This is a genomic window from Vibrio comitans, assembly GCA_024346835.1.
GTDB classification, from domain to species: domain Bacteria; phylum Pseudomonadota; class Gammaproteobacteria; order Enterobacterales; family Vibrionaceae; genus Vibrio; species Vibrio comitans.
Genome location: AP024866.1, coordinates 1033623 through 1050095, shown reverse-complemented (window position 1 = coordinate 1050095; position 16473 = coordinate 1033623). Strand labels below are relative to the sequence as shown.

Below are 16473 nucleotides of genomic sequence, written 5' to 3'. Positions count from 1 at the left end.
TAGATTTACCTTAGGCGATGAATAGTTCTAATTTGCTAAAATTTGCAACAAAAGACAACAACAGCATGACAATTTACGTTAAAAATGTGTTGCAAATACCGCTACCGGTTAATCATTGAGCTTTATCTTGCTAAAAACAAAAAAGCCAGAGATGAACGAGTCAACTCTGGCTTTATAAAACCGATAAACGCTACTTCATAGAAGCAGCCATCGATTAGAAGTAATCACGAATTAATAATTCTGCAATTTGTACCGCGTTAGTCGCTGCACCTTTACGAACATTATCAGCAACAACCCACAGGTTAAGACCGCTCTGATGACTGATGTCATTGCGTACGCGACCCACCATCACATGATCTTTACCACCCGCGTCACGAACCTGAGTTGGGAAGTCTTCACCGTGAAAAACCTCAATTCCTTCGGTTTGTTCGAACAAGCCGATAGCATGAGCGGCATCAATAGGAGCACGAGTTTCAACATGAACGGCTTCAGCGTGACCGTAGAAAACAGGAACACGAACACAGGTTGGGTTTACCATGATTGAAGGGTCATTGAAGATCTTTTGCGTTTCCCAAACCATCTTCATTTCTTCTTTGGTGTAACCGTTATCCATGAACTTATCGATCTGAGGAATACAGTTGAACGCAATCTGCTGAGAAAACGTTTCAGGTTCTGCAGGAAGACCATTGAGTAGCTTCGCCGTTTGGCCTGCTAATTCATCAATGCCTGATTTACCCGCGCCAGCAACAGACTGGTAAGTCGATACGTTGATGCGCTCGATTCCTACTTCATCATGAATTGGCTTCAAAGCCACTAGCATTTGGATAGTAGAACAGTTTGGGTTTGCGATGATGTTGCGGTTACGGAACTCAGCAATCGCTTCAGGATTCACCTCAGGAACAACAAGAGGGATATCGTAGTCGTATCTGAACTGCGAAGTGTTATCGATAACAACCACCCCTTCGTCTGCCGCAATAGGTGCCCAACGAGCGGATAACTCACCGCCTGCTGAAAATAGAGCGATGTGTACTTGAGACCAATCGAATTCTTCAACGTTTTGTACTTCGATACTCTTACCGTTAAAGCGATAGCTTTTACCTTTACTACGCTCACTGGCCAGTAAATGCAGATCGCCCACTGGGAAATCTCTCTCTTTAAGCACTTCTAGTAGTGTTTCACCCACAGCACCAGTCGCGCCTAAAATAGCCACATTAAATTTTTGACTCATTTACTTACCTCTACCTTAAAACCTAATTCTTGCAAGGGTTGCAGATTACAAGACGCATCACCTGTCAGCGTCACCGCACCATACTCTCGGCGGTCCCAGTACTCTTTGCGCATTTGGTCAAATGCACCTGTTTTGCCAATCTTTCGGCGAAACAGGGCATCGTCTTTGCGCACATCATAGATCAATTGTGTGATGTTGTGCAGTGTTGCTTCATCCCAAGCGCGAGATAAGTGCATTTCGGGAACTGGAGCGATAGGCAAAAGATCCGCAGCATTGGCAGAAAGCGGACTCTCAATTAACTGGCAAAACGAGTTAAAAATCATGGTCGTGCCCCGAACTTTACCCTCTAGGCCATACCCAGCAACGTGCGGCGTTGCAAAAGCCAGTAGCGGCAGAAGTTCAAGATCCACTTCTGGCTCAAACTCAAATACGTCCAATACGGCAGTGAAGCCATCATTGCGCTCTAATCTCTGTTTTAACGCTGAATTATCAACAATCGGACCACGAGCAGCATTGATCAAAATTTGATTGGCACGCATTCTCTGCAAGCGCTCAGTATCAATCATATGATGTGTTGGATATTCACCGTCTCGAGTGATTGGCGTATGCAAGGAAACCACATCGCTTTGCGCTATCAACTCATCTAAATCAGTAAACTGGCGTGTGTCACCCTCAGCCTCTTTTAATGGGTCATTGAGCAGCACCTTAATCCCAATGCCAGTAAGGCATTTTGCTAAATAGCTTCCTACCTGCCCTGCACCTATGATGCCGACCGTCTTGTCAAAGATTGAGAAGCCTTGCTGCTGGGCAAGTACCATCAATGATGAAATAACATACTCTGCAACTCCCACTTTATTACAGCCAGGAGCGTGAGTATAAGCGACACCTTTTGCTTTAAGCGCTTTTTCGTCAAGGTGATCATGGCCTGCAGTTGCAGTGCCTACGAACTTAAGCTTGTTTGCTTTAGCCAGCAACTCGCTATTCACCTTAGTGACAGAGCGAATCATCAGGGCATCAACATCCACCAGATCATCAGCATTAATCGTACGTCCAGATAACGCAATAACCTCACCCAACTGACCAAATAACTCTTTGGCGTAAGGCATATTTTCATCAATTACAATTTTCATTAACAGGGCTTCAAAGTGATTTGCAGGGGTATAGATTAATAATAAAAGGCCCGACAAGCAAAGCCTGTCGGGCCTTATAAAATATTATGGGTAGAAGAGATTAACCTTCGTACTTTTTGAACACTAGAGTTGCGTTAGTGCCACCAAAGCCAAAGCTGTTAGACATAACCGTCTTCAACTCTTGGTCGCGCTTCTCAGTAACAATATCAAGGCCAGTAGCCGCTTCGTCTAATGTTTCGATATTGATACTTGGAGCAACAAAGCCATGTTCTAGCATCAGTGCTGTGTAGATAGCTTCATGAACACCTGCAGCACCTAGTGCGTGACCTGTCATCGCTTTAGTTGCAGAGATTGCAGGGCTGTTGCCACCAAATACTTCTTGGATAGCACCTAGCTCTTTCACATCACCTACTGGAGTCGATGTACCGTGCGTATTCACGTAGTCCACAGAGTCAACATTCTGTAGAGCCATCTTCATGCAGCGAACTGCACCTTCACCTGATGGAGCCACCATATCGTGACCATCAGAGTTAGCACCGTAGCCTACAAGCTCGCCGTAGATTTTAGCGCCGCGAGCAAGAGCGTGCTCTAGCTCCTCGATAACCATCATACCGCCACCACCAGAGATAACGAAACCGTCGCGGTTTGCATCATAGGTACGTGAAGCGCGAGTCGGCTCATCGTTGTACTTAGTAGACAGTGCGCCCATAGCGTCAAACATCATCGACATGCTGTAATCAAGCTCTTCACCACCACCAGCAAATACAACATCTTGTTTGCCTAACTGGATCAGTTCCATAGCGTGACCGATACAGTGAGCTGATGTTGAACATGCAGAACTGATTGAGTAGTTAACACCTTTAATTTTGAATGGTGTTGCTAGACATGCAGAAACAGTCGAACCCATAGTACGCGTTACCATGTAAGGACCAACACGTTTAACGTTTTTCTCTCTAAGAGTATCAACGGCTGCTACTTGGTTTAAAGAGGATGCACCACCAGAGCCTGCAACGATACCGGTACGCTCATTAGATACTTGTTCCGGAGTTAGACCTGAGTCAGCAATAGCTTGATCCATAGAAATGTACGCGTAGGCTGCGGCATCACCCATGAAACGCATTTGCTTGCGGTCGATATGTTCTGCTGGATTAATCTTCAGACTGCCCCAAACCTGAGAACGCAGCCCTTTTTCTTTAAATTGTTCTGAGGCTTCAATACCAGATTTGCCAGCTTTAAGAGACTCTAGTACTTCTTCGACGTTGTTACCGATGCTGGAAACAATACCCATACCGGTGATCACGACTCGTTTCATGTGACATTCCTATAATTCAAATTTCCGCTAGATAATAACCAGAAAGGCCGTATAAAGTGGTCAGCTTTCCTAGATATTTGTACAATCTCTACAGTTAACGACTCATTCTATGATCAATATGCCCAAAATTAAACACGCTCAGCTAGATTGGAACGACTCTGGCACCCCTGTCTCTGAACAATTTGATGACGTCTATTTCTCAAACAACGACGGTCTTGCAGAGACTCGCTATGTCTTCCTTACTCAAAATCATATCCCAGAGCGATGGCATAAATATGACCAATCGCGATTTGTGATCGCCGAAACGGGCTTTGGGACGGGGCTAAATTTCCTCGCTGTCTGGAAAGAATTTGAGCAATTCAGACAACAGAATCCACAAAGCCAACTTACTCAGTTACATTTTATTAGCTTTGAAAAATTCCCGGTCACTCTGCATGACTTAAAGCAAGCACATAAAGCATGGCCAGAATTGAAAAAGTACGCATTAGAATTGCAACAGCACTACCCTATGGCGCTACCTGAATGTCAACGTTTGATCTTAGCCGATGGTGCCATCACATTAGATCTATGGCTTGGTGATATTAAAGACAACCTACCTCGAGTTCCTACTTATCAAGACGGCATTGTTGATGCGTGGTTTCTGGACGGATTCGCACCGAGCAAAAACCCTGAGATGTGGAACCAAGATCTATTCAATGGCATGGCAAAAATTGCTAAGCAAGACTGTAGTGTTGCCACCTTTACTGCAGCGGGATTTGTTCGTCGAGGCTTGATTGAAGCAGGCTTTGAGATGAAAAAAGTAAAAGGCTTTGGTCACAAGCGCGAGATGATTGCAGGTTCAATGGTTAACAGGCAGCGTTACAGCAACCTTTCACCTCTGTTTGACCGCCAATCGGCTACAAAATCTGCAACAAAGAGTGCCGAGCAGTTTGGAGACATTGCTATTATTGGAGGCGGCATTGCCAGTGCTTGCTTGGCGTATTCACTGATTCAGAAAGGAGCGAGCGTTACCCTTTATTGCAAAGATGAAACACTCGCTGATGGTGCCTCGGGAAATCGCCAAGGGGCTCTCTACCCTCTTCTCAATGGCAACAATAATGCGGTATCTCAAGTGTTTGCCAATGGCTTTACCTTTGCGAGGCAATTCTATGATCAAATTGCCAGTAAGGTTGATTTTGACCATGACTGGTGCGGAGTGACCCAACTTTTTTGGAATGAAGCAGAGCACAAAAAACTGTCTCGCCTAGTGCAGGGGCAATATCCTCAGGAGCTTATAAAGTCGCTAGACCCACAGAAAACCAGTGAAACCGCGGGCTTAGATTGCTCTTTTGGCTCCGTTTTTTATTCTCTTGGCGGTTGGCTATCTCCTCAGCAATGCACTGAAGGTGTGCTTAATATGCTCAGTGAGCAGGGAAAACTGACTCTTAAGCTAAGCCATGAAGTCACCGATTTAACTGAACAAGTGCATGAAGGTGAACAACAATGGCAGGTCACAACCAACAAAGGGACATTCGAGCACTCTGTTGTTGTCATTGCTAATGGGCATCTATTCGACCAGTTTACCCAAAGCCAGTTATTGCCGCTGGGCAAGGTCAAAGGGCAAGTCAGCCATATTCCGACTAATGAGCATCTACAAAAACTAAAAACCGTGGTTTGCTACGATGGCTACCTAACGCCAAAGAGTCCGCTGGATAAGCATTGTATTGGTGCAAGTTATGATCGTAGCGATTTGACCAACGCATTCGATCCACAAGCCCAGCAGCAAAACGCGGCGAAACTGCAGCAATGCTTACCCGATCAAGAGTGGACATTAGGCGTAGATGTAAGTGGCAATGATTCGAGGCAGGGCGTCCGTAGCGTTTCCCGAGATCACTTACCTTTCGCAGGAAATGTAGGGCAATTTGAGCAGATACTTGAGCAGTATGAGAGTTTAAATAAGCGAGGTAACACGCAAGTAACTCCTGTCAGCCAATATACGAACCTATTCTGCTTGTTGGGGCTGGGCTCTCGCGGACTAACATCTGCACCAATGCTGGCTGAAGTGCTGGCCTCGCAAATTCTTCAACAACCTTTGCCTCTGTCTACGGATATGCTCGAGGTAGTACACCCGAGTCGAATGTGGGTACGAAAGCTGAGAAAAGGTAAACCTATTCCCGGGCTCGACCAGTAATCTGTAGACAATAAAAATGGGCACACTCTATAAACCGAGATGTGCCCATTTTTGTTTTGATTCGAAACGAAAGAAGTTTACGCAACCTCTGCCACTAAACTCTCTACCGCTTCTTGAACCTTGCCTTTAAGTTCAATCTCTTTGAACTCATTGTTTTCGACGTCAAAAACATCGTAGAAACTTGGAATAGAAAGTGACGCTTTGACGTCAGCACCAAAATAAGGTGCAGAGCCTACTGCGCTTGCAAGTACGCTCTGCGCACCACCTGGGCCTGGAGACGTCGCCAAATACACAACGGGTTTGTTTTGAAATACATTGCGCTCAATGCGAGTCGCCCAATCAAACAGATTTTTGTACGCAGCAGTGTAACTACCATTATGTTCAGCAAACGAGACAATCACAGCATCGGCGCGACCAATCTTAGCAATCAGCTTTTGAGCTGACTGCGCATGACCAATTTCCTTTTCCGTGTCTTCGCTGAACAGCGGCGCTGGGAAATCAATTAGGTCAATGACTTCGACGTCAGCGCCAGGAATTTGCTCAGCAGCATAAGCAGCTAGAGTTTTATTGATAGAGGTTGAGCTTGTGCTTGCTCCAAACGCGACTACTTTCATGTTCACTTCCTATTTTAACTGTCTCTTAGTGTTACGTTCATAATAATAAGATCAGAGCATTTGACCATAGAGTCCGTTGTAACAACTCCATCAAAAAAACTGAACAAGGTCGCTGGTTGAAGAAAAGATTAAGCGATTGACTTTGATAAGGCATCCCACATATCTGCCACGATAACGCGATCTGCTGGGGTCAGTTCAGATTGCGCATCAGCCAAGCTTTGTTCAATTTTTTGTTTAAATACGGCGACTTCAGTAACGGCTTCATATTCGCAATCAGCGGCTGCAAGGGAAATATGACCACGCAGATAACCACCAGCAAACAACTCATCATCCGAAGCTGTGGCAACGGTTTGGTCAATGGTGTCTAAGAGTTGTTCTTCGAGTTGTAAAATCATGGTTTAAAGTACCTTAAAGTCTTCCTGAGTAAGTGGAGGGACACTGTAATGTTCCCGAAGCGCATTAGAAAGCATCTCGACCCTAGTTGGCAAGCCTTTCTCTAAAATGTCGATGACCTCTGCATGCACTTTTTTCATAAAACCTAATCTATCTGGCTCAAACGCACCGTGCAAGTTGTCACAGCTAACTTGAAAGCGAAATCCTGCACTTTGTGAAAGCAGCCATTCGTAGGCTTGGGGCCTGACTTCCACTTTTTCGAATTCAGCCTGCGTATCTGCATCACGACCATCCGGTTCATACCAGTAGCCAAAATCTTCAATGAGTCGTCGCTCAGGACCAGCTACGCACCAGTGCGCTATCTCATGTAGCGCAGAGGCATAAAAGCCTCTGGCAAAAATAATGCGATGATGGCTATGTTCTTCATCCGCAGGGAGATAGATCGGCTCATCTCCACCAAGTTCTAGCTTGGTATTGAACGAAGCAGAAAAAGTGTCGTTAAAAAGAGTGATTAGGTCTGAGTACTCGTGAGTCATAGCGAGCTTGGTCGTTGCGTTAGAGTAAAACAATATTGTCGCTTTTTTAGCTTTACAGGTAAACCCACTGTCTTGCTCCGCTATTAGATTTAATAATCTGACAAACGATTGCGTCGGTACAAAATCTCATTCGTCAGCGCTCGTATTTCGCTCTACACTCACGCCTAATTTTTCCACCTACCAGCAAAACTGGTCATGATTAGAGTCTCACAACATGCTACTAAGTGTTTTATATATCATAGGTATTGCGGCTGAAGCTATGACAGGCGCCTTAAGCGCAGGTCGACGCAAAATGGATTGGTTTGGCGTGATGCTGGTAGCAAGCGCAACGGCCATAGGCGGTGGAACAGTCCGAGATATTTTGCTTGGTCACTACCCATTAAGCTGGGTTAAAAATCCAGAATTTTTAGTGATTACCTGCGTTGCCGGTGTACTGACTACTGGACTTGCCAAATGGGTCATCAAGCTAAAGGGAGTGTTCATTCGCTTAGATGCTTTGGGGTTGATTGTATTTAGTATCATAGGGACTAAGGTAGCGATGGCAATGGGACACCATGCTCTTATCTGCATGGTTTCGGCTTTGGTCACTGGCGTCTTTGGCGGGCTTCTTCGAGACCTCATCTGCCGTCAAACACCCTTGGTCTTACACGAAGAACTGTACGCATCGGTAGCACTGATCGCATCGGGACTCTACTTAGCCCAGCTAGAGTTTGGTATTGATGAGGTAACAGCCACCATCTCAACACTGATTGTCGGTTATCTATTGAGAATGGCGGCCGTAAGATTTAAATGGCGCCTACCTTCATTTCATCTTGAGGCAGAAAACTCACTGCATTAAACCTATAAAAAAGGCTCTGAACATCAATGTTCAGAGCCTTTTAATGATTCAAAGCCAGTTTAAATCTTCGGCGTTTCTGTTGTCACACCAAAGTTTTGACCGCGATGGCGAAGCAAATGATCAAGCACCACAATGGCTAGCATAGCTTCAGCAATCGGTACAGCGCGGATGCCAACACATGGGTCGTGACGACCTTTAGTAATTAGCTGCGTCGCTTCACCCTGACGATTGATGGTATTACCCGGTACGGTAATACTTGATGTCGGCTTAAGTGCAATATTGGCTACAATGTCTTGGCCAGTTGAGATGCCACCTAAGATGCCACCAGCATGGTTTGAAGCAAATCCATCTGGAGTTAGCTCATCGCGATGCTCGCTGCCCTTCTGTGCTGCCACTTCAAAACCATCACCAATCTCAACACCCTTAACCGCATTAATGCTCATCAGGGCGTGAGCAACATCAGCATCGAGTCGATCAAAGATAGGCTCACCTAAACCCACTGGGACGCCCTTTGCGACCACTTGCAGTTTAGCGCCTACAGAGTCGCCCTCTTTTTTCAAGTCGCGAATCAGTTGATCAAACTTTTCAACGGCAGCAGCATCTGGAGAGAAGAACGGGTTGTTTTCAATTTCGTCAAAATCGATATTCTCAATTTTCACATCACCCATTTGAGTTAAATAGGCCTTGATTTCAACACCAAACTCTTGTGCTAGGTACTTTTTCGCGACCGCACCTGCCGCCACACGCATAGCGGTTTCACGAGCAGAAGAGCGACCACCACCACGATAATCACGCACACCATACTTTTGGTGGTAAGTGTAATCGGCATGACCTGGACGGAATTTATCTTTGATCTCAGAATAATCTTTTGAGCGCTGATCGGTATTTTCGATCAATAGACCAATTGACGTTCCTGTCGTTTGTCCTTCGAACACCCCAGAAAGGATCTTCACCTCATCCGGTTCTCGACGAGCGGTAGTATAACGAGAGGTACCCGGACGGCGGCGGTCTAGGTCTTTTTGAAGGTCAGCTTCTTCTAGAGCTAAACCAGGAGGGCATCCATCGATGATACAACCCAAAGCGATACCATGGCTTTCGCCAAATGTGGTTACGCGAAAATGCTGGCCAATGCTGTTTCCTGCCATTACTTCCTCATTGTAAGTCTGTTTTGTGCGAGCTAATGCCTTTCATACTCGCCTTATCACACTCTATTGTAAAGATCTTTGACAACAAAAAACGGCACCTCCATGGGTGCCGTTATTCAATTCAGTTCTTTAAAACTAATCTATGTACAGAGCAAACTCGTCCGCACATTCAACTAATTGCTCACGAGTTAGCATGAATACACCATGCCCACCGTTAGCAAATTCAATCCAAGTGAATGGAATTTGTGGATACTGCTCCATCATATGAACCATTGAATTGCCCACTTCACAGATCAGGATGCCGTGCTCTGATAAGTAATTTGGCGCATTAGCAAGGATGCGACGCACCAACTTAAGGCCATCAGTACCCGCCGCTAAACCAAGCTCAGGCTCATGCTTAAATTCCTCTGGTAGACTGTTCATATCTTCTTCGTCTACATATGGCGGGTTCGTCACGATAAGATCGTACTTCTCTTTAACTAAATCACGGAACAAGTCAGAGCGAATTGGCGTAACTTGAAGCTCTAGACCATGATCTTGAATATTCTGCTCTGCCACTTCTAGCGCGTCAGAAGAAATATCAATCGCATCAACCTCTGCATCAGGGAACGCATGCGCACACGCGATAGCAATACAGCCACTACCGGTACACATATCCATGATACGAGTTGGTTGGTCAACCAACCATGGTTGGAATTGATTCTCGATCAATTCACCAATCGGTGAGCGTGGCACCAATACTCTTTCATCAACAAAGAATTCCATACCACAGAACCATGCCTTATTGGTCAGGTACGCGGTTGGAGTACGTTCGTTAATACGCTGAATGACTCGTTCAACAATACGTAAACGTTCACTGCTAGTCAGGCGTGAATTTAAGACATGCGACGGCACATCTAGGGGTAGATAGAGTGAAGGCAGGATTAATTGTACAGCTTCATCCCACGCATTATCTGTGCCGTGACCATAAAATAGTCCCGCCGCGTTGAATCGACTAACTGTCCAACGAATCATGTCTTGCAGTGTGTGAAGTTCCGACACTGCTTCATCTACAAAAATCTTATCCAAAATTTTCTCCAAAAAGCGCTACAATACTGCCCAATCAAAGATAGATCAGAAAACCATTTCCATGAACAAATCAGATAAGCCAAGCGATGATGACTTTGCTTTGTTTAAAGAAGCAGTACAGGGCGTTAAAAAGTTGCAACAGGATACCATAATCCAACCGCCAAAAAGAGAGACAAAGCAAAAACAACAGCAAAGGTTCAGTAGAGAAGCCAAAGACAACGAATTTTTCTTCTCTGATGAGTTCGAACCTATGCTGAGTGACGACGGTCCTACACGCTACGCACGAAGCGATGTATCAAAGTATGAAGTGAAGCGATTGCGACGTGGTGTTTATGTGCCCGACGTTTATCTAGATATGCACGGCATGACTCAACAAGAAGCCAAGCGTGAACTTGGCGCTATGATTGCGCACTGTATTAAAGAAAACGTGCATTGTGCCAGCGTGATGCACGGCATCGGCAAGCATATTCTCAAGCAGAAGGTTCCATTGTGGCTGGCGCAACACCCAGATGTTATGGCTTATCATCAAGCTCCTCTCGAGTTTGGTGGCGCTGGTGCACTGCTGGTACTGCTCTCTATTCCAGAGAAATAATGATCGTTTACTCCCTCGTTGCGTAATCAATGTTGCATGTATCCAAAGCGTTTGGATATTCAACAAAACAACACGAGGGATACGTTATGTACTCACAACTCGCAAAAAAAGCAGTTTGGTTACTCGGCCTTATGGCACTAAGTTTTAACATCTACGCTGGTCATCATGGCATGAAGAAAGACATTGTTGATGTGGCCGCAAGCAATGACGACTTTTCAACGCTGGTCGCAGCGGTGCAAGCAGCAGGATTGGTTGATACTCTCAAAGGCGAAGGCCCCTTTACGGTATTCGCACCTACCAATGAAGCGTTTGCCAAGTTGCCAGACGGCACAGTCGAAATGCTTTTAAAGCCAGAAAATAAGGACAAGTTAGTCGCAATTTTGACCTATCACGTAGTTGCAGGAAAAGTGATGGCTTCAGATGTAGTAAAACTCAGTGAGGCGAAAACAGTGCAAGGCGGCACAGTCATGATTAAAGTAATGGATGGTACCGTGATGGTAGACAACGCTACTGTGACGGCTACTGACATCAAGGCATCAAACGGCGTTATACACGTTATCGACACTGTGATTATGCCTAAATAAGCACAAATAGATTTGAAAACGGCGACCGAAGGTCGCCGTTTTTATATATAAATTATGGTGCGATATGCCACATCAACTCACCGTTACTACTCTCTAGGTCAAAGTCTATAGCGGCAAAGCCCGAGGTTGGAAACATTGGAGCGCTCATATCATTGACAAACTCAGCGGTAAGATAGCCCACCAACGGTAAATGTGAGACAAGAAGAATGGAATTGGGTTTCTGTGTGTCTGCGATTGCACAAACATATTGATAGACATCATCGGACTGGCCATAGGGCGTAATATCTACGCACTCCTCAACCTTTGTAGCCGAAAATTGCCCTTTAATCACATCCCATGTCTGCTGGGCTCGAATGTAGGGACTGACTAACACGAGGTCAAAGTGGGACACACCCTGCCCAACCACAGCTTTAGCGACCTCTAATGACTGCTGTTCTCCGCGCTGGGTCAGAGTACGCTCAGCATCGCTTATGGCAAAGCTTCCTGCCTCTCCATGGCGCATGATAAATACGTTCATTTCTATCCTAAACTTGTGACTGCCTCATCAAAGAGTACACCATAACACATGGGGTTATCTCTGATTGAGCTAGCATTTCAATAAAAATTTACTTTTTAGGTTTGCTAGACGTCATTGCTCCGCCATACTTGACATACAAAACAATAGTTTACCTCGATCAAGATTCGCATCTTTGGACGTGAGTAACTCAAAGGAGAGCGTTAAGTGCATCAAAGCCCGAATGATAAAAACAGCTATCGTCCCTTAACCCTAAGTAATCAGCTTAAGGTGATCTTGGTTCAGGCTCCCGAAGCACTACGTTCATCTGCCTCACTTGCGGTGAGAGTAGGACATTTTGATGACCCTGCAGACCGTGAAGGTCTCGCGCATTACCTTGAGCACATGCTCTTTCTTGGCACCAAGGCTTATCCTAAAGTTGGTGAGTTCCAAACATTCATAAGCCAGCATGGGGGGAGCAATAATGCTTGGACTGGCACTGAACATACCTGTTTTTTCTTCGATGTTTCTCCCGACTTCTTTGAGCCTGCTCTATCCAGGTTCAGCCAATTCTTTATTTCTCCCCTGTTTAATCAAGAAGCCTTGGACAAAGAAAGACAAGCGGTCAACTCTGAGTACCAGATGAAAATCCACGATGATTCTCGTCGCTTCTATCAAGTACAAAAAGAATTGGTCAACCCTGCTCATCCGTTTTCAAAATTCTCAGTGGGAAACGAGGAAACGCTCAGTGACAGAGAAAGTGGCTCAATCAGAGATGAAATCATTGGTTTTCACGATGAGAATTATTCCGCGGATTTAATGACAGCAGTGCTTGTCGGTCCTCAATCTCTAGATGAGCTTGAAGAATTAGCAACTGGCTTGTTTTCTGATATACCCAATAAAGATTTTGGCGGTAAAACCCTCACGACTCCACTGCTTACTGAACAAGAGCAACAACTGTATATTCAAATCGAACCAGAAAAAGAAGTGCGAAAGCTAAGTCTGTCGTTCTCTTTTCCCAATATGGATAAGCATTACGCAACCAAGCCTCTGTCTTATTTTGCTCACCTTATTGGTTATGAAGGGCCAGGAAGCCTCACTTTGGCGCTTAAGAATAAACACTGGATTACCTCTTTAGCCGCCGGTGGCGGTATTAGTGGTGGCAATTTCCGAGAATTTACTATCGGCTGTCTGCTCACACCTGAAGGGCTTGATCACATCGATGACATCATTGAGATGATTTTTTCCTACATGAAACTGGTGTTTGATGAGGGAATTGAGGATTGGCGCTACCATGAGAAGCAAGCGGTTTTAGAATCTGCGTTTCGCTTCCAAGAATCCGTAAAGCCAATGGATCTAGCCAGCTATCTGGTCATGAACCTGCAGCACTACCCTATTGAAGAAGTCTTGTACGGTGACTATCGAATGAGCGATTTTGACCGTTCATTGATTGAAAGTTTTATCCCCTATTTTTGCGTGGAAAACCTTCGCGTTTGGGTTACTGCAAAAGGGCTAGTTTATGACAAACAAGCTGACTGGTACTTCACCCCATACTCATCTAAAAAGTTAAGTTTCGAGCAAGTAGATCGCTGGAGCAATCCGCAAGCTTATGATGAGTTTGCACTGCCCAGTAAGAACCCGTTCATTTGCTACAACCTAGATCCAAAATCACTCGAAGAGCGGAAAAAACTGCCAACACTCATTGAAGAACTCCCCGGGCTAAGGCTTTGGCATCTTCAAGAACCCGACTTTCGAGTGCCTAAGGGGTCACTGTATATAGCGATAGATAGCCCCTGCTCTGTTCAAGATCCGCAAAGCATAGTGAAACTGCGCTTGTGTGTTGAACTCTTCATGGAGGCTTTATCTCGTCAGTCGTATCAAGCAGAGATCGCGGGTATGAGTTACAACATCTATGCCCACCAAGGCGGTTTGACTCTAACTATCTCAGGCTTTAGCGAAAAACAGCCCCAGCTGCTGAAGATGATCTTAGAGAAGTTTGCCACTCGCAATTTTGAACAGCAACGCTTTGACATTATTAAGGCTCAAATGCTTCGTAAATGGCGAAATGCCAGCAAAGATAGACCACTTTCACAGCTGTTCAATCAATTATCGGGGATTTTGCAGCCTAATAACCCTCCTGCTGCTGTACTTGCTGATGCCCTTGAACAAGTGACCATAGAGCAACTTCCAGAGTTTGTATCTATGTTGCTAGGCAAACTCTACGTAGAGATGTTCGTCTTCGGCGATTGGACTCAACAAGCTGCCCATCAAATCTCTGACGAATTGAAAAATGCGTTACGTGTAGAGAATCAAGTATACAAAGAATCACTGCGCCCTCTAGTTAAATTAGGTAGTCAAGGGACGTTCCAGCGAGAGGTCAAATGTAATCAAGACGACTCTGCTGTGGCTATCTACCACCAAGGTAAAGACTCGAGCCCAACATCAATTGCCACCTTTACCCTAGCGAATCATTTAATGTCGTCGGCCTTTTTCAATGAGATCCGTACTAAGCAGCAATTGGGCTACATGGTGGGCACTGGAAACATGCCACTGAACCGTATTCCTGGGATTGTCCTTTACGTGCAGTCGCCCGTTGCTGCGCCCATAGACCTTGTTGCTTCTATCGATGAATTCTTAAATGCGTTTTACATGGTGCTTTTGGAGCTCACCGAAGCACAATGGCAAAACAGTAAGCAAGGACTACTCAATCAAATAATGGCGCCGGACAATAACCTTCGAACCAAAGGCCAAAGACTCTGGGTTTCTATTGGCAACAAAGATAAAGAGTTCAATAACAGAGAGCTCGTGGTGGATAAGATTCGTGGCCTCACTCGCGCAGATATGATTCGCTTTGTAGTTGATCAGCTTAAGCCAAGAACAGCAAATAGATTGGTTATGCACACGCAAGGAAACCAACACCACGATGCACCACCATTAAAATTAGGCAAGGAAATAGGCTCCATTGAAGAGTTTCAGCTCATGCCTAAAGACGTCGAACTAGGCTAGCAACGGATTGAAATACAAACAGTATCAAAGCTAATCGCATCTTTTGGCTTTGATGCTGTTTATCTGGTACATTCGCGACATTGTTAATCTTCTTTGTTACTAGTCATGCCCCAGCGAGAAATGTTCGACAGGATAGTTGAATTTGGAAACACCCTTCATAAGAGTGGTTGCCCACCCTACAAAGTAGAAAAATTCACGCAACATTACGCGAAGCAACATAACGTTCAAGTTATGGTGCAGGCACTGCCAACCTCGATTAATTACCAGTTTCCTGAAGACAACAATAAAGTCATTATGAAGCGCCTACCACCCGCTTCTATCGATCTCAGTCTCCTTGCTCAAACCATACAACGTTTGCGCAGACCCAGTGGCGCTACCAAACAAGAACCGTTTCGCTACCCTATTTGGGCTGTAGCTCTAGCAAACATGTCTATTCCTCCTGCTTATCTGATGCTGATTGGTAGCACCCTTGAGGCCATCATCTGCTCCGTGTTTCTTGGGTTTATGGTTTGGGGCTGTCAAATGGTGCTGCGGGGACGTCGTACCATTGCAGTAGAATTTATTGCAGCATTTCTGACTGGTATTTGTGTCGCAGGATTGAGTAGCTTAGGGCTGCCCATTCCTGTGTATGCATTATGTATCGCCGCGATCGTGCTATTTGTGCCCGGTTTGTCTATTGCCAACTCACTCGAATGTCTAGCTTTCAACGATCTTGTTTCCGGTACCAGTTTACTTGGGCAAAGCGCACTGACCTTAATAAAACTCTTCATTGGCATCTTCATGGGCGTTCAAGTGGGAGAAGCAATATGGGGCATGAGCGATTCGCTAACCTATACCAATGATGTGCCCACATGGATGCATATCGCAGGCTTGCCTCTTATATCTATCGCTATCGGCATCATATTCAACGCCCAGCCAAGAGATATGCTGCTAGGGCTCCCTGTTGCAGTGCTGGGGATGTGGGGGCCATATTATTTAGGATTTGGCAGTGGCTGGATTGTAGGAACTTGGCTGACAACAGTAATCATCACCCTCTACGGCACGTGGATTGCAAAGAAGATGAACTTGACCGGTTCCATCTACATTCTACAAGGCATTATTATCTTAGTACCCGGTAGCCGGGTTCTGGTCAGTGCCAGTGAATCTGTGTTTGAACAATCAATTCTACCGATACCCAGCATTGGGTTATCAGCTCTATTTATGTTCTCCGCCATTATGGCAGGGCAAATCACGGCTTATTCTATTTATTCGCCGAAGATTGAGAGATAGCGAGGGTCTAGTAGGTGTGCCCCTGTCAAGGGAGTTAAAAAAGGCGCAACTCTCATCAGAGTTACGCCTATTCAATTGACTTGTTATTGACTAAG

The 16473-nt window shown here is 45.3% G+C and carries 15 protein-coding genes; 6 read left to right on the top strand and 9 right to left on the bottom strand.

Features of this window, described 5'->3' with window-relative positions; genetic code table 11:
* Positions 1-214 precede the first annotated feature (214 nt).
* From OCU46_RS04805 to fabB, 3 genes are all read right to left on the bottom strand, one after another.
* Positions 215-1228: an aspartate-semialdehyde dehydrogenase gene (locus tag OCU46_RS04805; protein ID WP_141272147.1), complete on the bottom strand. Its 1014-nt coding sequence runs from the start codon at positions 1226-1228 to the stop codon at positions 215-217.
* Positions 1225-2358, bottom strand: a complete 1134-nt coding sequence (locus tag OCU46_RS04800; protein ID WP_141272146.1) for a 4-phosphoerythronate dehydrogenase — start codon at positions 2356-2358, stop codon at positions 1225-1227. Before OCU46_RS04800 ends, OCU46_RS04805 begins: the two co-directional genes overlap by 4 nt.
* 100 nt (positions 2359-2458) lie before the next feature.
* Positions 2459-3670 (bottom strand): beta-ketoacyl-ACP synthase I, encoded by a 1212-nt coding sequence (gene fabB, locus OCU46_RS04795; protein ID WP_141272145.1) that lies wholly within the window; start codon positions 3668-3670, stop codon positions 2459-2461.
* Positions 3671-3788: 118 nt separating this feature from the next.
* On the opposite strand from fabB, the gene mnmC reads away from it, so the two are divergent.
* A complete protein-coding gene (mnmC, locus tag OCU46_RS04790) occupies positions 3789-5840 on the top strand; it encodes a bifunctional tRNA (5-methylaminomethyl-2-thiouridine)(34)-methyltransferase MnmC2/FAD-dependent 5-carboxymethylaminomethyl-2-thiouridine(34) oxidoreductase MnmC1 (protein WP_208733565.1) in 2052 nt (683 codons plus the stop codon).
* A 77-nt stretch (positions 5841-5917) separates the two neighbouring features.
* Here the strand turns inward: mnmC and OCU46_RS04785 are convergent, their stop codons facing one another.
* The 3 genes from OCU46_RS04785 to OCU46_RS04775 form a co-directional block, all read right to left on the bottom strand.
* The gene (locus OCU46_RS04785) at positions 5918-6454 is read right to left on the bottom strand and encodes an NADPH-dependent FMN reductase (protein ID WP_141272143.1); all 537 of its coding nucleotides are present in this window, start codon (positions 6452-6454) and stop codon (positions 5918-5920) included.
* Between the two features lie 128 nt (positions 6455-6582).
* Positions 6583-6849, bottom strand: coding sequence for a YfcL family protein (locus tag OCU46_RS04780; protein ID WP_141272142.1), 267 nt, complete (start codon positions 6847-6849; stop codon positions 6583-6585).
* A gap of 3 nt (positions 6850-6852) precedes the next feature.
* Positions 6853-7383 (bottom strand): elongation factor P hydroxylase, encoded by a 531-nt coding sequence (locus OCU46_RS04775; protein ID WP_141272293.1) that lies wholly within the window; start codon positions 7381-7383, stop codon positions 6853-6855.
* 214 nt (positions 7384-7597) lie between these two features.
* On the opposite strand from OCU46_RS04775, the gene OCU46_RS04770 reads away from it, so the two are divergent.
* Entirely contained in the window at positions 7598-8221 is a 624-nt protein-coding gene (locus OCU46_RS04770) for a trimeric intracellular cation channel family protein (RefSeq protein ID WP_141272141.1), read from the top strand.
* 59 nt (positions 8222-8280) lie between these two features.
* Here OCU46_RS04770 and aroC read toward each other — a convergent pair whose 3' ends face one another.
* Both aroC and prmB read right to left on the bottom strand, forming a co-directional pair.
* Entirely contained in the window at positions 8281-9366 is a 1086-nt protein-coding gene (gene aroC, locus OCU46_RS04765) for a chorismate synthase (RefSeq protein WP_141272140.1), read from the bottom strand.
* A 135-nt stretch (positions 9367-9501) separates the two neighbouring features.
* Positions 9502-10434 (bottom strand): 50S ribosomal protein L3 N(5)-glutamine methyltransferase, encoded by a 933-nt coding sequence (gene prmB / locus OCU46_RS04760; RefSeq protein WP_141272139.1) that lies wholly within the window; start codon positions 10432-10434, stop codon positions 9502-9504.
* 61 nt (positions 10435-10495) lie between these two features.
* Between prmB and smrB the strand changes: the two genes are divergently transcribed.
* Together smrB and OCU46_RS04750 are read left to right on the top strand one after the other, a co-directional pair.
* Positions 10496-11026 (top strand): endonuclease SmrB, encoded by a 531-nt coding sequence (gene smrB, locus OCU46_RS04755; RefSeq protein ID WP_017027794.1) that lies wholly within the window; start codon positions 10496-10498, stop codon positions 11024-11026.
* Positions 11027-11157: 131 nt separating this feature from the next.
* Positions 11158-11610: a fasciclin domain-containing protein gene (locus tag OCU46_RS04750; protein WP_371858850.1), complete on the top strand. Its 453-nt coding sequence runs from the start codon at positions 11158-11160 to the stop codon at positions 11608-11610.
* Positions 11611-11662: 52 nt separating this feature from the next.
* On the opposite strand, the gene sixA is transcribed toward OCU46_RS04750, so the two are convergent.
* Entirely contained in the window at positions 11663-12127 is a 465-nt protein-coding gene (sixA, locus tag OCU46_RS04745) for a phosphohistidine phosphatase SixA (protein ID WP_141272137.1), read from the bottom strand.
* Positions 12128-12331: 204 nt separating this feature from the next.
* On the opposite strand from sixA, the gene OCU46_RS04740 reads away from it, so the two are divergent.
* Positions 12332-15109 carry an insulinase family protein gene (locus OCU46_RS04740; protein ID WP_141272136.1) on the top strand — a complete coding sequence of 926 codons (2778 nt, stop codon included), beginning with the start codon at positions 12332-12334 and terminating at the stop codon, positions 15107-15109.
* A gap of 105 nt (positions 15110-15214) precedes the next feature.
* Complete coding sequence (locus OCU46_RS04735; protein WP_141272135.1) at positions 15215-16378, top strand: threonine/serine exporter family protein; 1164 nt, start codon at positions 15215-15217, stop codon at positions 16376-16378.
* Positions 16379-16473 lie beyond the last annotated feature (95 nt).

Bases quoted from the DNA above. Each gene is read 5' to 3' on its own strand.
- OCU46_RS04805 (WP_141272147.1), bottom strand. From the start codon at position 1,228: ATGAGTCAAAAATTTAATGTGGCTATTTTAGGCGCGACTGGTGCTGTG.
- OCU46_RS04800 (WP_141272146.1), bottom strand. From the start codon at position 2,358: ATGAAAATTGTAATTGATGAAAATATGCCTTACGCCAAAGAGTTATTT.
- fabB (WP_141272145.1), bottom strand. From the start codon at position 3,670: ATGAAACGAGTCGTGATCACCGGTATGGGTATTGTTTCCAGCATCGGT.
- mnmC (WP_208733565.1), top strand. From the start codon at position 3,789: ATGCCCAAAATTAAACACGCTCAGCTAGATTGGAACGACTCTGGCACC.
- OCU46_RS04785 (WP_141272143.1), bottom strand. From the start codon at position 6,454: ATGAAAGTAGTCGCGTTTGGAGCAAGCACAAGCTCAACCTCTATCAAT.
- OCU46_RS04780 (WP_141272142.1), bottom strand. From the start codon at position 6,849: ATGATTTTACAACTCGAAGAACAACTCTTAGACACCATTGACCAAACC.
- OCU46_RS04775 (WP_141272293.1), bottom strand. From the start codon at position 7,383: ATGACTCACGAGTACTCAGACCTAATCACTCTTTTTAACGACACTTTT.
- OCU46_RS04770 (WP_141272141.1), top strand. From the start codon at position 7,598: ATGCTACTAAGTGTTTTATATATCATAGGTATTGCGGCTGAAGCTATG.
- aroC (WP_141272140.1), bottom strand. From the start codon at position 9,366: ATGGCAGGAAACAGCATTGGCCAGCATTTTCGCGTAACCACATTTGGC.
- smrB (WP_017027794.1), top strand. From the start codon at position 10,496: ATGAACAAATCAGATAAGCCAAGCGATGATGACTTTGCTTTGTTTAAA.
- OCU46_RS04750 (WP_371858850.1), top strand. From the start codon at position 11,158: ATGGCACTAAGTTTTAACATCTACGCTGGTCATCATGGCATGAAGAAA.
- sixA (WP_141272137.1), bottom strand. From the start codon at position 12,127: ATGAACGTATTTATCATGCGCCATGGAGAGGCAGGAAGCTTTGCCATA.
- OCU46_RS04735 (WP_141272135.1), top strand. From the start codon at position 15,215: ATGCCCCAGCGAGAAATGTTCGACAGGATAGTTGAATTTGGAAACACC.